General features: G+C 45.4%; 13 protein-coding genes. 6 read left to right on the forward strand and 7 right to left on the reverse strand.

Annotated features, from left to right (window positions below; all coding sequences use genetic code 11):
• Positions 1-20 precede the first annotated feature (20 nt).
• Positions 21-1088: a phosphotransferase enzyme family protein gene (locus GFS24_RS12715; protein ID WP_153659931.1), complete on the reverse strand. Its 1068-nt coding sequence runs from the start codon at positions 1086-1088 to the stop codon at positions 21-23.
• Positions 1088-1987 (reverse strand): sugar phosphate nucleotidyltransferase, encoded by a 900-nt coding sequence (locus GFS24_RS12720; RefSeq protein ID WP_153659932.1) that lies wholly within the window; start codon positions 1985-1987, stop codon positions 1088-1090. The genes GFS24_RS12715 and GFS24_RS12720 overlap by 1 nt, the downstream gene beginning before the upstream one ends.
• Before the next feature lie 153 nt (positions 1988-2140).
• On the opposite strand from GFS24_RS12720, the gene GFS24_RS12725 reads away from it, so the two are divergent.
• Genes GFS24_RS12725 through GFS24_RS12740 form a run of 4 tightly spaced genes read left to right on the forward strand, consistent with a single transcriptional unit; the run spans position 2141 to position 7519 of the window.
• Positions 2141-3475: an alpha-L-fucosidase gene (locus GFS24_RS12725; protein WP_153659933.1), complete on the forward strand. Its 1335-nt coding sequence runs from the start codon at positions 2141-2143 to the stop codon at positions 3473-3475.
• A 25-nt stretch (positions 3476-3500) separates the two neighbouring features.
• Complete coding sequence (locus GFS24_RS12730) at positions 3501-5777, forward strand: family 20 glycosylhydrolase (RefSeq protein WP_153659934.1); 2277 nt, start codon at positions 3501-3503, stop codon at positions 5775-5777.
• Positions 5761-6750 carry a 1-aminocyclopropane-1-carboxylate deaminase/D-cysteine desulfhydrase gene (locus GFS24_RS12735; protein WP_153659935.1) on the forward strand — a complete coding sequence of 330 codons (990 nt, stop codon included), beginning with the start codon at positions 5761-5763 and terminating at the stop codon, positions 6748-6750. The genes GFS24_RS12730 and GFS24_RS12735 overlap by 17 nt, the downstream gene beginning before the upstream one ends.
• Positions 6751-6805: 55 nt before the next feature.
• A complete protein-coding gene (locus GFS24_RS12740) occupies positions 6806-7519 on the forward strand; it encodes a hypothetical protein (protein WP_153659936.1) in 714 nt (237 codons plus the stop codon).
• Here GFS24_RS12740 and lipB read toward each other — a convergent pair.
• On the reverse strand, positions 7493-8215 hold the full coding sequence (gene lipB, locus GFS24_RS12745) for a lipoyl(octanoyl) transferase LipB (protein ID WP_153659937.1): 723 nt from the start codon (positions 8213-8215) through the stop codon (positions 7493-7495). The genes GFS24_RS12740 and lipB overlap by 27 nt on opposite strands.
• A gap of 47 nt (positions 8216-8262) precedes the next feature.
• Between lipB and GFS24_RS12750 the strand changes: the two genes are divergently transcribed.
• Together GFS24_RS12750 and GFS24_RS12755 are read left to right on the forward strand one after the other, a co-directional pair.
• Positions 8263-9321: an RluA family pseudouridine synthase gene (locus GFS24_RS12750; protein ID WP_153659938.1), complete on the forward strand. Its 1059-nt coding sequence runs from the start codon at positions 8263-8265 to the stop codon at positions 9319-9321.
• A 167-nt stretch (positions 9322-9488) separates the two neighbouring features.
• Complete coding sequence (locus GFS24_RS12755) at positions 9489-11174, forward strand: gliding motility-associated C-terminal domain-containing protein (protein ID WP_153659939.1); 1686 nt, start codon at positions 9489-9491, stop codon at positions 11172-11174.
• Positions 11175-11206: 32 nt separating this feature from the next.
• Here the strand turns inward: GFS24_RS12755 and GFS24_RS12760 are convergent, their stop codons facing one another.
• The 4 genes from GFS24_RS12760 to def all read right to left on the reverse strand — a co-directional run bounded on the left by GFS24_RS12760 (position 11207) and on the right by def (position 14323).
• Complete coding sequence (locus GFS24_RS12760) at positions 11207-12130, reverse strand: hypothetical protein (protein WP_153659940.1); 924 nt, start codon at positions 12128-12130, stop codon at positions 11207-11209.
• Positions 12131-12179: 49 nt separating this feature from the next.
• Positions 12180-12998, reverse strand: a complete 819-nt coding sequence (locus tag GFS24_RS12765) for an anti-sigma factor (RefSeq protein ID WP_153659941.1) — start codon at positions 12996-12998, stop codon at positions 12180-12182.
• 50 nt (positions 12999-13048) lie between these two features.
• On the reverse strand, positions 13049-13600 hold the full coding sequence (locus GFS24_RS12770; protein WP_153659942.1) for an RNA polymerase sigma factor: 552 nt from the start codon (positions 13598-13600) through the stop codon (positions 13049-13051).
• A gap of 144 nt (positions 13601-13744) precedes the next feature.
• On the reverse strand, positions 13745-14323 hold the full coding sequence (def, locus tag GFS24_RS12775) for a peptide deformylase (protein ID WP_153659943.1): 579 nt from the start codon (positions 14321-14323) through the stop codon (positions 13745-13747).

The following is a 14323-nucleotide window of genomic DNA, read 5'->3' on the forward strand; positions in this document are numbered from 1 at the left end:
TGGAGGCAGCCCGTATAATTTTAACCCTGAAGGCAGGTATCGATCACCGCCTGTAGTTTCTCTTCTTTCTCTAACAGCTTCTCTAACAGCACTAACTGGTTCTTTGCCCGGTTATAATTGTGTTCCGGATACTTGATGGGATAATACACATCCCCATTCAGATAGTCTGTAAGGAAACGCACGCCCTGCATGTAGATCATGAACTTACCTGCATAGAAAAGATGGTCTTTCTCTGTTTGAGACAGTGTGCTGCCTACTTCAGAGAGATATCCTTTCATTAATGCCTCGTAATAATCCTCTCTTACGCTGATCTGGCTGAAATCACGCTCTTCTTCGGAAACAGGGCATACATAGGTACGCACCATATCTCCCAGGTCTGAGATGATCTTACCGGGCATCAGGGTATCCAGGTCGCACACGCAGATGCCTTCAAAGGTGTCTTTGTTGAGCAGTACGTTGTTGATCTTGGTATCATGGTGCATCAGGCGGTCGCCAAACTCGGGGTCCGTTTTAAGGGACTCAAAAGTGATGGCGATGTCTGAATAACGCAGACATTGTTCTATCAGTTCTTCTGCAAAGTTCTTCCTTTCCTCTTTTGCGGTGCGGATAGCTTCCTGGAAGGCGGCATAACGCAAGGTGAGATTGTGAAAGTTGGGAATAGAGGCTTTGAACTCATGCAGGTCGATACCATGCAGGAGCCGGGCCATTTTCCCAAACTGACGGGCAGCTTCATACGCCTGTTTAGGTGTATCTGCCTGATCTACAGAGGTTGAGTTGGGAATGAAGGGGATCATCCGCCAGTATTCCTCGTTAAAATGGAACATCTCCTCCCCCGTTACCGTGGGAATAGCTGTGATGAACAGGTAATCCGGATGGTGTTTAGCCAGAAAACTGGCTGCCAGTCTCAGATTGCGGGCAATAACGCCCGGTTCCTTAAAAACGTAGGTATTGATCCTTTGCAGGATATACTTCTGTTCCTGCTGTCCGCTTAATAGAAAGGTGTTGTTAATATGGCCGCTTCCAAATTTCTTTACTTCAAAGTCGGCCGCATTCAATCCAAAAGCACTGATAATTTCAGCATTCACCATTATTTCCAGAGATTATCCGGGTATTCCCCTTTATTTACTAATGCGGACAGGCTTGCCTGCACACCGGGAGCATCTTCTTTATAAGTAACACCAAACCATTGTGAGCTGGTAGGGATCACTTTAACAGAACCTGTACCGCTGGCAATGAACTGGTCTACCACGATAGGAATAAAGAATTCAGATTTAGGATCTGTGATCTTTTGGTCCAGGAACTGATCGAACAGTTTTTCGCTGATCGGGAACACGGAGGGTGCAAAACCCCAGAAGTTCATGGATACAGGGGTTTTAGGACCCAGTTCCACTTTCTTGTCTCCGTCTTCGTATACGATCTTTTCATTATCGATGTAGATCTTGGTCCTTTCGGTGATACCGGAGAGGTTGCCAGTGCCGTTCACTTCGCAAACACCGCGGGATACAGAACCGTATTCACTAATGGTTTTACCCAGTTCGTAACCTACTACGCTGTATCTGTCTGCCGTGCATTCTTCTTTCAGGAAAGCAGCCATCTTTTCGAAGGCATCCCGACCATAGAAGTCATCTGCGTTGATCACTGCAAAAGGCTCATTAATAGCGTCTTTAGCGCAAAGTACGGCATGTGCGGTACCCCATGGTTTTGTGCGATCTGCCGGAATAGTATGTCCGTTCACGAAAGCATTAATATCCTGGAATACATAGGCAGTTTCTACTTTGCCTTTCAGTTTGGGTTCAAAGATCTCTTTAAACTCTTCAGCAAAGTTGTCGCGAATAATAAACACGATCTTGCCAAAACCCGCGCGGATAGCGTCGTAGATAGAGTAATCAATGATAGTTTCTCCACTGGGGCCAAACTGTTGGATCTGTTTTAAACTTCCGTAACGGCTGGCCATGCCTGCCGCGAGAATCAATAATGTCGGTTGCATTTGTTGATATTAGTTTATAAATTTCGAACGAATTAATATCGGGGGCTAAATTTAATCATTAAATTTTTCCCCAACTCTTTATTTTTTTGTTATTGTTGCGATCCGACGTTAACGTCTACAGTGAAGTTATATTTTATTACAAATTATACGCAGATGAAAAGATTAGTAGTGGCGGGAGCCATGGCATTGCATTTCATGCAGCCAACATATGCACAACAAAAGACCAACCCCGAAGAGATAAGCCCCAAAATGCAATGGTTTGCAGACGCTAAACTGGGCATTTTTATTCATTGGGGCATTTATTCCGTGAAAGGAATTGACGAAAGCTGGAGCTTTTACAACAAAAAGATCGCTCATGCTGATTATATGGCACAGCTGAAAGGCTTTACTGCAGACAAATACGATCCGCAAGCCTGGGCTGACCTGGTGAAGGAATCCGGCGCCCGTTATGCCGTGATCACCACCAAACACCATGATGGTGTTGCCTTATGGGATACCAAATTCAATAAACTCAGCACGGCTAAGAGCACGCCAGCCAAAAGGGATGTACTCACACCTTTCTTTGCTGCACTTCGTAAAAATAATATCAAAGCAGGCGCTTACTTTTCCCTGCTGGACTGGACTTCCCCTGATTATCCCGGTTTCCTGAAAGACAGCAGCCGGTATAAGATCAGTGATGATCCTAAAAGATGGGAACGCTTCCAAAAGTTCTACCAGGGCCAGCTGGCAGAGGTGATGACGCAATTCAATCCTGACCTCTGGTGGTTTGATGGAGACTGGGAACGTAGTGCGGAAGAATGGGAAGCAGTGAAAGTACGCAAGATGCTCACCACACATAATCCTAATACCATTATCAATGGCCGCTTACAGGGATATGGTGATTATGATACACCAGAACAGAACTTTCCTGTAGTAAGACCACAATTCCACTGGTGGGAATTATGCATGACCATCAATAACAACTGGGGATATCAGCCACAGGACACTAACTGGAAAACACCTTATGAAGTGATCACCATCTTTGCAGATGCCATCAGTAATGGCGGCAATATGTTGCTGGACATTGGGCCGAAAGCAGATGGCACTATTCCTCCGGAGCAAATTAACGTGCTCAAGGAGTTAGGCAAGTGGAATAAAAAACACGATAAAGCCATCTTTTCTACTATCGGCGGTATTCCGCAGGGGCACTTCTATGGCCCTACTACCTTGTCTAAAGATTCTACCACGCTGTATCTTTTCCTGCCGGGCAAAGTGAGCGGGCAGATCATGGTGAAAGGCCTGGATAATAAGATCCAGGATATTACCGTTGTTGGCAATGGAACTAAACTCACACATAAGATCGTGGGTAAGATCTCCTGGAGCCCGGTACCCGGATTGATCTATATTGATGTACCGTCCTCTGTGCAGGATGAATACATGACCGTACTGGAATTAAAGCTGGATAAGCCCGTGAAGCTATATCGCGGCAAAGGCGGACTGAATGGATAAATGAACTTTAAGCAATCAACTCAATATGAAAAAAACGCTCCTATTTGCTTTCATGGCGCTGGCTTGTTTTACAGGCTTGGCGCAGCAGAAGCAACCCGTATTATCAATTATCCCTGAACCCAGGTCAGTAGAAATGATCGGCGGTCAGGTAACGATCACACCACAGATGAAATACTTCGCAAATAGTGAAGCGGCGCAACAAGCGGCGGAAGTATTTGTGCAGTTCGTGGCTTCCAACTACAATTTCGTTTTAGAAAAAGGCACGATGCAAAATAGCACGCTGGTATTTTCAGAGGACGATGCTTTGCCGGCTGAAGGTTATCAGCTCACAGTGGCAAGAAATAAAATTGTGCTGCAAGGGCGCGCTGCCGGTATGTTCTATGGGGTGCAAACGCTTCAGCAGATAATGCCATTAAAACCGGAAGTAAAAGCTGCAAAGAACAAGATCATTGTTCCCGGTGTAACGATCAAAGATGAACCACGTTTTGCCTATCGCGGTTTTATGCTGGATGTAGGCCGTCATTTCTTTGATGTTAATTACATCCGTAAGTTGATCCAGGTAATGGCTTTCTATAAACTGAACCGTCTTCACTGGCATTTGACGGAAGATCAGGGCTGGCGCATTGAAATAAAAAAATATCCCAAGCTGCAATCTGTTGCTTCCCAAAGAAAGGAAACAATGGAAGGCCCTTACAGGGATGGTAAGTATGACGGAAAACCTTATGGTGGTTATTATACACAGGAAGAGGTTAAACAGGTAGTGGCATACGCTGCAAAATTCCATATCACGGTGATCCCGGAAATTGAAATGCCGGGTCACGCACTCGCCGCACTGGCAGCCTATCCGCAATTAGGTTGTACGGGCGGGCCATATGAAGTGGCTACTAAATGGGGTGTTCATAAAGAAGTGTTTTGTGCAGGAAATGATGAAGTGTTTACTTTCCTGGAAGATGTATTAACGGAAGTGATCCCTCTTTTCCCTGGTCAGTATATACATATTGGCGGAGATGAATGTCCGAAAGACAGATGGAAAACATGCCCTAAATGCCAGGCACGTATGAAAGCGCTGGGATTAAAAGATGAGCATGCATTGCAGAGTTATTTCATTCAGCGGATGGAGAAATTCCTGAACAGCAAAGGCAAAAAGATCATTGGCTGGGATGAGATCCTGGAAGGTGGCCTGGCACCGGATGCTACTGTAATGAGCTGGCGTGGTGAAGCAGGTGGTATTGAAGCAGCGAAGCAAAAGCATGATGTGATCATGACGCCAAATACTTATCTCTACCTTGATTATAACCAGGGAAATCCTGCTACGGAACCTTTGGCCATTGGCGGATATCTGCCACTGGAAAAGGTGTACAGCTATGAACCATATCCTGCTGAACTTACAGAGGAACAGAAAAAATACATCACAGGTGTGCAGGGTAATCTTTGGACGGAGTATATACCTACGGAAAAATCTGTTGATTACTTCGCTTTCCCGCGTGCGATTGCCATGGCGGAGATTGCCTGGAGCCCACAGAACAAAAAGGACTATACCCGCTTTATGAACAGCCTGCCAAGACATCTTGCTTTGTGGGATGATGTACGTTTGAATTTCCGCATCCCTGAACCACAAGGTCTGGCGGATGAAGTAATGACTGGCGCCAACACTACAGTTACCTTAAAACCTTCCGTAGCTTATGGCACCATCCGTTATACACTGGATGGCAGTGAACCTGCTGCCAGCAGTACTTTATACACGAAACCAATTGTGGTTACAGCACCTTCCAATGGTACCACTACACTTAAACTGATTGTGATCACACCTTCAGGAAGGGCCAGCAGCGTATATTCTGCTACTTATATGCGTAAGGACTATAAGACAGCATTGAATATAAATCCCACCACAAAAGGTGTTAAGTTCGATGCTTACTTTAAAACTTTCAAACAGGCTAAAAATGTAGGCGAAGGAAAAGCAGATTCAACAGGTGTGCTGCCTGCTTTTGATATCCGTCCGTTCACGGTTAAACCTGCTTTTGGTGTACGTTACGAAGGATATGTGAAGATCGAAACAGATGGTTTGTATGAATTCAAAACGAATTCTGACGACGGTTCCATATTAGCGGTGGATGATGAAGTGATCGTGGATAATGATGGCGAACATGCGCCCACAGATAAAATTGGTATGATCCCACTGCGCAAAGGGTTCCACAAGATCAGTGTGAAATACTTTGATGCCGGCGGAGGAAAACAACTGCAGGTGAGTTTTGGGCCAAAAGGCAAACAAAGTGTTAATTTGCGGAATGCACTTTTCCACTAAAGACATATTACAACCTATTCATACCACATGGCTGCCGGAGCATACCCCGGCAGCCATGTTGCGTTTGGACCAGCTTGATCCATTTGTTTCCGGCAACAAATGGTTTAAGCTGAAATATAACCTGGAAGCGGCGAAAGGCAAACCCATTGTTACTTTCGGCGGGGCATGGTCCAATCATATCCTGGCTGCTGCTGCTGCCTGTAAGATGAAAGGCTTGCGCTGTACAGGTATCATCCGTGGCGAAAGACCTCCTGTTTTGAGCAGTACGCTGGAACAGGCCAGCAGCATGGGTATGCAGCTGGTATTTGTGAGCAGGGAAGAATACCGGGTGCTCACATCTGATGGCAGCATGGGGGCGGATGATTATATGTACGCTCTCCATCAGCTCGACGATGATATCATTCCCCCGGATGCTTACTTGATCCCGGAAGGCGGGCACAATGCCCTGGGGGTAAAAGGATGCAGCGAGATCCTTGCACTGGCAGACACGAAAGACTTCACCCATATTATCTGTTCTGTAGGTACAGGCACCACCATGGCAGGACTTATCAATGCTACCGTGGAAGGGCATGAAACCATTGTGGACGAGGTGTTGCATGATCTCGCTAAACTGGTTGTTGGCAGTCCGGACCATGTTGTTCAAAAAGTAGTGGGCATTTCTGCGCTGAAAGGGGCTTTCTCTTTACAGTCTGAAATAGAGAGTTTGCTGATCAGCCCGGGCCCCTGGGAATTACTGCACGATTTTCATGAAGGGGGATATGGTAAAATGAGCCCTGCGCTGATTGACTTTATGAATGATTTCTACCGGCAAACGGGCATTCCGCTGGACAGGGTATATACCGGCAAAATGGTACTTGCCGTAAAAAAGCTGGTGGAGCAGGGTTATTTCCCGGAAAACAGCCGTTTGTTATTGATCCATTCCGGTGGTTTACAGGGCAATGATTCATTACTTCCTGACGTTCTATGCTTTTAAAAAGTGACAACGTATATTTGTACTTTAGCCATCTTAAGAGTTTTGGATCAACTGTATGAAGCAGACTGTTAGAAGAATAATTGTTGTGGTGATCTTACTGAGTGCCATCACTGCTACGAAAGCACAAGAGCGTGTACCGCCGGTATTGCCGGACTTTTCTGCCCTGATCAAAACAGGGAAGATACAGCTGGATTGGATATCCGGCTTCCCCAATGCAGTGCAGATAGGTATCCAGCGCTCGCTGGACAGTGTGCTGAACTTTACCACGATCGGTTATGCCAGCAGTCCCGGTGAAAGCCGTAATGCCTACATGGATAACAAACCTTTACCGGGCAAAAACTACTACCGCCTCTTTATCCTCTTTTCCAATAACCGTTACATGCACAGTAAAGTGGTGCTGGCCGTTGAAGATTCAACGATCAGTGCGGATGCCAAACTGAATGCCTCGGATATTGCCAACCTGAGCCAGGGCCAAACAGGCGCTACCAAAAAAGAAGAGACTATTCCCTGGAAACCATCCAATTATATCTATACTACTGCTGACGGGAATGTGAATATCCGGCTGCCGGAAGCCATGAAGAAGAAATATGGCGTTAAGTTCTATGAGCCTACCGGCGTTTTCCTGTTTGAAGTGGATCATGTGCAGGAGCCCTTCCTGATCATAGAAAAGGCCATTTTCATGCATGCGGGCTGGTTCAACTTTGAAATCTTTGAGGAAGGGAAGTTGCTGGAGAAATGGAACTTATTTATCCCCCTCAGTTACAAGTAACTCTGCTTCAAATACTTCTGCAAAATACATTGCGATCTTACTTTTCACTTCTTCCAGGGGTATGGCATGGCCGAGTTCCTTTTCTAAAGAAGTTACCTGCTTATCAACGATGCCACAGGCAACGATGTTGTTAAAATAATCCATGTCTGTATTAACGTTGATGGCAAAACCATGCATGGTTACCCAACGGCTGCAACGTACGCCCATCGCACAGATCTTTCGGGCTTTTGCAGGATCTTCCGGATCAAGCCAAACACCGGTTTCTCCTTTTGAGCGGGCGCCCTGCAAACCGTAATCTGCCATGGTGCGGATGATCACTTCTTCCAGGAAACGCAAATACCGGCCAATATCTGTAAAGAACAGCTCCAGATCTATGATGGGATAACCTACTACCTGGCCGGGGCCATGAAAGGTGATATCCCCTCCCCTGTTGGTTTGCACGAATTCGATGCCTTTTTCTTCCAGTTGCTGGCGGTTGATGAGCAAATGTTCCAGGTGGCCACTTTTGCCAAGGGTATATACCGGTGGATGTTCGCAAAAAAGCAGGTGGTGGGCAATGGCAGCAGATTCCAAAGCGGTGCCATTACGCAATGCGGCCTTGAGTTGCACACTTTCCTGTAATAACTGTTCCTGGTAGTCCCAGGCCCGCTGGTAGGGAATTACACCCAAATCGTTCACTCTTATCTGCTGTTTCATTCGTCTGCAAAGATAACTATAAGCTATCTTTGCAAAAATTTTTACTGATGAGCGATCAATTGCCGGTATTGGAAGATGAACTGGAAAACGGGGAAGGTAGCGAGGAACTCTACGAAAGGGTGAACCTTATCGTGGATAGAGGACAGGAGCCTTTACGGATAGACAAGTTCATCCAGAACCGCATTGAGGGCGCCACCCGCAGTAAAGTGCAGCAGGCTATTGAGGCCGGCATGGTGCTGGTTAATGATAAACCTGTTAAGGCGAATTATAAGGTGCGGCCCCTGGACCGCCTCATTGTATATTCCAACAGAAGCCCTGAGAGCACAGAGATCAAACCGGAAAACATTCCCCTGAACATTGTATATGAAGATGAGGATGTAATGGTGATCAATAAACCTCCCGGTATGGTGGTACATCCCGGTTCCGGCAACCCCAACGGCACACTGGTAAATGCTTTGGCCTATTATCTCAGTGAGGATAAGGAGAATGTGGTGGAAACCATCCCCCGTTTTGGGCTGGTGCACCGGATAGATAAAAATACCAGCGGCCTGCTCGTAATAGCCAAATCAGAAAAGGCCATGACGGACCTGGCCAAACAGTTCTTTGATCATACTGTAAACCGGCGCTATATGGCATTGGTATGGGGTGATTTTGAAGAAGAAAAAGGCACGGTAGAAGGCCATGTTGGCCGCCACCAGCGTTTGCGGAAGATCATGGATGTTTACCCGGATGGGGAACAGGGCAAGGAAGCCATCACGCATTATGAAGTACTGGAACGTTTTAATTATGTAACACTCGTTGCCTGTAAGCTCGAAACTGGCCGTACACACCAGATCCGGGTGCACATGCAGCATATAGGGCATTCCCTCTTTAATGATGAAACTTATGGCGGGGACCGTATTGTAAAAGGAACGGTGTACACAAAATACAAACAGTTTGTAGATAACTGCTTCGAGATCATGCCACGGCATGCCCTGCATGCCCAGACATTAGGGTTTATTCATCCCAAAACCCGCCAGCCGATGCTATTTGAGAGTGAATTACCGGCAGATTTTACCGGGGTACTGGAAAAATGGAGAAGATATAAGCGCCGGGAGGAGGATTGAGTGTAATTTTTAAGGGATTATTCCGTTAAATAGGCATTCTGCTTAAATTAATCCTTTACTATGCAAACCAAGATCTGCCTATACACCTGCGTTTCATCTTAATTTCATATTAATTATTTTATTAAAAACATTCTACATATCATTTTTTCTACTAATTTAGTAGCATAATGCGTCCCAAGAAAAACCTGACCAGTATCCTGACTATTCTGTTCCTGAGTGCCTTTGCTATTCATATAGTCAAAGCCGGTAACCGTCCCCTGCTCACAAACTTTATCTATAGCACTACCTGTATTAACGATACCGTGAAATTCAGGATAACAGACGATATCACAACGATTGATTCTGTGAAGTGGTATTTTGTGACTCCGCCTGCACTTCCGATCGATTCCTCCAATAGTATAGACAGCGCTTCTTATGTGTATAAAACTCCCGGTATCTATAGGGTTACGCTGAAAGCGTACCGCGGAGGGGTAGAAGATATCACAACGCAGACCATTACTATTGTAAACCGTTTGGGTATTGACCTGGGACCAGACCTTACGCTTTGTGAGAATGGCACCACTACTTTAACGGCACCTGCTATTCCCGGCGCTACCTATACCTGGTATTATTTAGAAGATACTGTTCCCGGCACCAATACTTTCATTGTTTCGCAAATGGCTACATACCATGTAGCTATCAATGGATGTATGGAAATAGATTCCGCGAATGTGTTCTATTCTCCGCTGCCCACTTTTGATCTGGGGCCGAACAGAACATTGTGTACGGATGAATTGCTGACACTGGATGCTACCGCGCAAAATGCTACCTACGTTTGGAGTACAGGAGAAACTACTCCTACGATTGTGGCCAGCGGTGTTACCAGAACTTACTCTGTTATAGCCACCATTGCCGGTTGCGGGGACTTTACGGACCAGGTGACCATTACCTTCACCGGCACGCCTTATCCATATAGTCTTGGCCCTGATACTTTGCTTTGCCCCGGTGAGTCTGTGATACTGGATGCTACGAGGCCGGAGGGTTCAGCTTATATCTGGAATACCCGTGCCACGCAACCTATGATCAATGTAAACAGGGCTGGCAATTATTCTGTGTTCATGACGGTTAACGGCATCTGCGATGTAGTGGATACCATTGAAGTGCGATACAGCCGCTTACGTGATTTCAGCCTGGGAAATGATACCACTTTGTGTTATCCTAATTTCGTTGTGCTGAGTGCAGATTTTGGAACGGGTAATTATTTATGGCAGGATGGATCTGATCAGGCCACTTATCACGTGGACAGTTCCGGATATTATAATGTGACGGTGCAAATAGGCAGATGTATTGAAAGAGATACCATACACGTTCAATTTCAGGATAGCCTGAGAGTAACGCTGGGAGAAGATTCCGTGTTATGTATGGGAGAAACACTGACTTTAACGCCACGTGGTGCAGGTATAAATTATAAATGGCAGGACAGTACTTCTACTGCTACCTTCCTTGTTTCACAACCGGGCATTTATGCTATTGTGGCCAACAATGTGTGTAACAGGGCTACAGATTCTGTAAATATTTATTACCAGGAATGTAATTGCACGCTCTTTTTACCAACGGGTTTCAGTCCTAACGGGGATGGGCGGAATGATGTATTCCGGCCGGTGTACCGATGTATCTTAGGCCAGTACCGTTTGAGTATTTATAACCGCTGGGGAGATTTTGTATTCTTTACTTCTGATCCTGGCGTTTCCTGGAATGGGCTGCATAACGGGCAGATGGCGCCGGTAGGCACTTATGTATGGATCGTAGAGTATGTGGATGAGCTGACGCAGAAATACTATAAGAAACAGGGCACTGTTACTTTGATAAGATAAAAAAAGGGGGAAGTTTAAAACTTCCCCCTTTTTTATTTCCCGAAATCTGTAAACTTCGCAGTAAAATCAGCGGTTTCCCGCTTCTTGAAAGGCACATTCCAGGTACCGCTATATGTAATAAGGGCGGGTAATAAGAGATCATCTTTCTTCGTCATCTGCACATTCATCCTTACATTAAAATCGAAGACCATTGTTTTATAGGACAGGGAATATTTCCTTCCTACTATTTCCATGGTTTCTTTATTGAAATAGGTGATCAGTTCATTTATTACTATTTCTGCGCGGTCTATGCTGTTGAGATCCTTCCGCATGGTGGCGCTGAACACATAACAATCCGTGCCATCCACATGTGCTTCTGAGGTGATGGAAAAATCATAGAACTTCATCAGGTCCCGGTCAAAAATGGCTACTTTATTTCCTACGATAGGCACGCCGTTGATGGGTTTGCCGGGATTGAAGATCAGTTGTTTCAACTGATTCTTATGCCGTGCGAGGCTTCCTTTACCTGATCCGCCATCATCTCCGCAAACGGTTCCCTGTGTGAAAAAGAGATTGGCGTAGAGTTCTGCGGTATAATAATTATAGTCTCCTTTTTTTGTGTAGAAGTTGCCGGTCGTTTTTTCGTCTATCACTTCCATCTTACGGCAGTTACCGGTCATGATCTGGCGGGTGTGACTTTTGAGGGAGGCGATGGTTTTGCCACCTTTTTTATCTGTGACGCGGATATCGTTATCAGCAGTAAAGCCAATGAGGCGGAGGTTCTTGAATGCGCGGTAGAAGGTAGTATCATCCTCTACCCTTTTGATAAATCCATTCACGTCGAAGCCTACACGTTTAGCTTTCACCACCACTTCGTCCAGGTTAATGGTCATGCCTTTGTACTTAAAAGCGGTGTCCTGAGAGAATACGTATGTGCAGGGCAATAATAATAACAGTTGTAGCAGAAACTTGCGCATCTGGCAAATTTAAGGAAATTCATTATTATGGAAGGAAGGAGAAATATTATCAGCTGGATACTTTACCGGCTAAGTACATAGCGGTGAGTGTTGGTGTGGGACTGCCGCCCTTCTTCTCAAGGGTAACGGCAAACATTTGCGCGCCTTCGATGGCTTTCATTTTCTGGAAGCCTTTAGCAGTATCACCCATTTCAAATACGCCAGCATCTACCGGTACGCCATTTACAATGGCCCAGAGTTGGTATTGCTGATCGGCAGCTGGTTCAGGGAGATTATTAACAGTAAGGATAACGTCTTTCGTTTTCGGGTTCCAGAATACAGTGGCCAGTAAATTAGGTCTGTCTTTGGAAGCGGTGAACATGCGTACTGCTTTCACTTCAGGACTGCGCATCATGGCCAGCATATTATCTGATTCCTTCAGCTGGGTCTGGTACACTTCATTCTGTGCGAGTACTTTAGTCTGATCAACAAGGAGGGCTTCGTATTTGCCTTTCCATTCCTTGCTGGTATTGAGATAAGTAACATTGAATGCGATGCTGGTGATCAAACCTGCAACAGCAGCTGCTGCTACCCATTGCCATTTGCGTGCGGCGGAAATTACCTTTGCAGGTTCTTCTTCGTGCGCATAGGCTTCGTCCATTAAACTGGCGCTGGTGCTGCCGGTTACCGGAACAACAGTATCCACTCCTTCATTATTCACTATCTGGAAGATCCTGTCTTTCACGGTAGGTGGCGGAGGAACGGATTGCATGATGATATAGCGCTCCATATCAAGCCGAACAGCATCTGCCGCAGCTTTTATTTCCGGGTATTGTGCTATCGCAGCCATCAGCTCCCGGACCTCCTGGTCCGTAGCTAAGCCAGCCACGTAGCTTTCAATTATACCGGATGATATGTAACGTTGTACATCCACTTTTGCTATACTGTTTTTAAAATATTTCTAAGTTGAATAATAGCGTTTCTCATTCTAGTCTTCACGGTACCCAAAGGAATATCAAGCACCTTGGCAATTTCTTCCTGGGTGCAACCTTTGTAATAAGCTAGGTCAATAATGATCCGTTGTTCTTTGTTGAGCTTTTCCAACACCTTGGTGAGGCCCAGGTGATCCACGGAGGGATGAACCGTTAACTGACTTGTATGATGATATACGTCGTTACTGAGCTCCTGGATTTTTTGATCCAGCTTATGGGCTTTGGAACGCAGTGAATCAATAGCAGTATTGCGGGCAATATTGAGCATCCAGGTAAAGAGACGCCCCTTCTCCATGTCATATTTTTCTATACTCCGCCAAATTTTCAGAAAGACTTCCTGCAATACGTCACTTGATGTGGATTCATCGTTAAGGACTTTAAGAACTACCCCGTAGAGTGCGGGAGAATAGTTGTCATACAGGTAACCAAATATCACCTGATCCCGGTCTTTCAGACCCTGGACCAATTCGGCTTCAGTGTATGTGTTTGCAGTTCCCAAATGTAATTATCGTAAATAGTGGCACTAAAATAGGGAAAAATATTACAATATAAAATTCTTAGGCATAATAATTTTTAATAATTGTTAAGGAATGCCTAATAAAAAGAACAGGGGCCGGTGATCTACCGGCCCCTGAGAATGAATTTATTTAGAGAATGTCATCTTATAATCCACTTTGATCTTTCCTTTGGAAATATCATCCAACCGGCTCTTCAACAGCCGCTTTTTCAATGGTTTAAGATAGTCTATGAACAGTTTTCCTTCTATATGATCATATTCATGGAAGATCACGCGGGCCGTGATGCCATGGAATGTACGCTCATGCTGTTTAAAGTTCTCATCCATATAACGGATGGTCACTTTTTCAGGGCGGTATACATCTTCCCGGATCTTGGGGATACTCAGGCAACCTTCTGTATAAGCCCATTCATCTCCTTCTGTATCAATGATCTCCGCATTAATGAACACTTGTTTCACCCCCAGATCTCCGGGGTATGCGTTCACTTCATCTTCTTCCAGGTTATTGATAATCTGTTCACTATCAATTACGAAGAGGCGGATGGGTTTGTTGATCTGTGGTGCAGCGAGACCTACTCCGCTGGAGGCATACATGGTTTCCCACATATTATCGATCAGCGTTTGCAGACCTGGATAATCTGGTGTGATATCCTGGCTTACTTCTCTTAAAACCTGACTGCCATATGCGACTATTGGTAATATCAT

Source organism: Chitinophaga sp. SYP-B3965, assembly GCF_009647655.1.
GTDB lineage: Bacteria > Bacteroidota > Bacteroidia > Chitinophagales > Chitinophagaceae > Chitinophaga.

Coding starts and splice junctions, on each gene's coding strand:
- GFS24_RS12715 (WP_153659931.1), bottom strand. CDS start 1,088: ATGGTGAATGCTGAAATTATCAGTGCTTTTGGATTGAATGCGGCCGAC.
- GFS24_RS12720 (WP_153659932.1), bottom strand. CDS start 1,987: ATGCAACCGACATTATTGATTCTCGCGGCAGGCATGGCCAGCCGTTAC.
- GFS24_RS12725 (WP_153659933.1), top strand. CDS start 2,141: ATGAAAAGATTAGTAGTGGCGGGAGCCATGGCATTGCATTTCATGCAG.
- GFS24_RS12730 (WP_153659934.1), top strand. CDS start 3,501: ATGAAAAAAACGCTCCTATTTGCTTTCATGGCGCTGGCTTGTTTTACA.
- GFS24_RS12735 (WP_153659935.1), top strand. CDS start 5,761: ATGCACTTTTCCACTAAAGACATATTACAACCTATTCATACCACATGG.
- GFS24_RS12740 (WP_153659936.1), top strand. CDS start 6,806: ATGAAGCAGACTGTTAGAAGAATAATTGTTGTGGTGATCTTACTGAGT.
- lipB (WP_153659937.1), bottom strand. CDS start 8,215: ATGAAACAGCAGATAAGAGTGAACGATTTGGGTGTAATTCCCTACCAG.
- GFS24_RS12750 (WP_153659938.1), top strand. CDS start 8,263: ATGAGCGATCAATTGCCGGTATTGGAAGATGAACTGGAAAACGGGGAA.
- GFS24_RS12755 (WP_153659939.1), top strand. CDS start 9,489: ATGCGTCCCAAGAAAAACCTGACCAGTATCCTGACTATTCTGTTCCTG.
- GFS24_RS12760 (WP_153659940.1), bottom strand. CDS start 12,130: ATGCGCAAGTTTCTGCTACAACTGTTATTATTATTGCCCTGCACATAC.
- def (WP_153659943.1), bottom strand. CDS start 14,323: ATGATATTACCAATAGTCGCATATGGCAGTCAGGTTTTAAGAGAAGTA.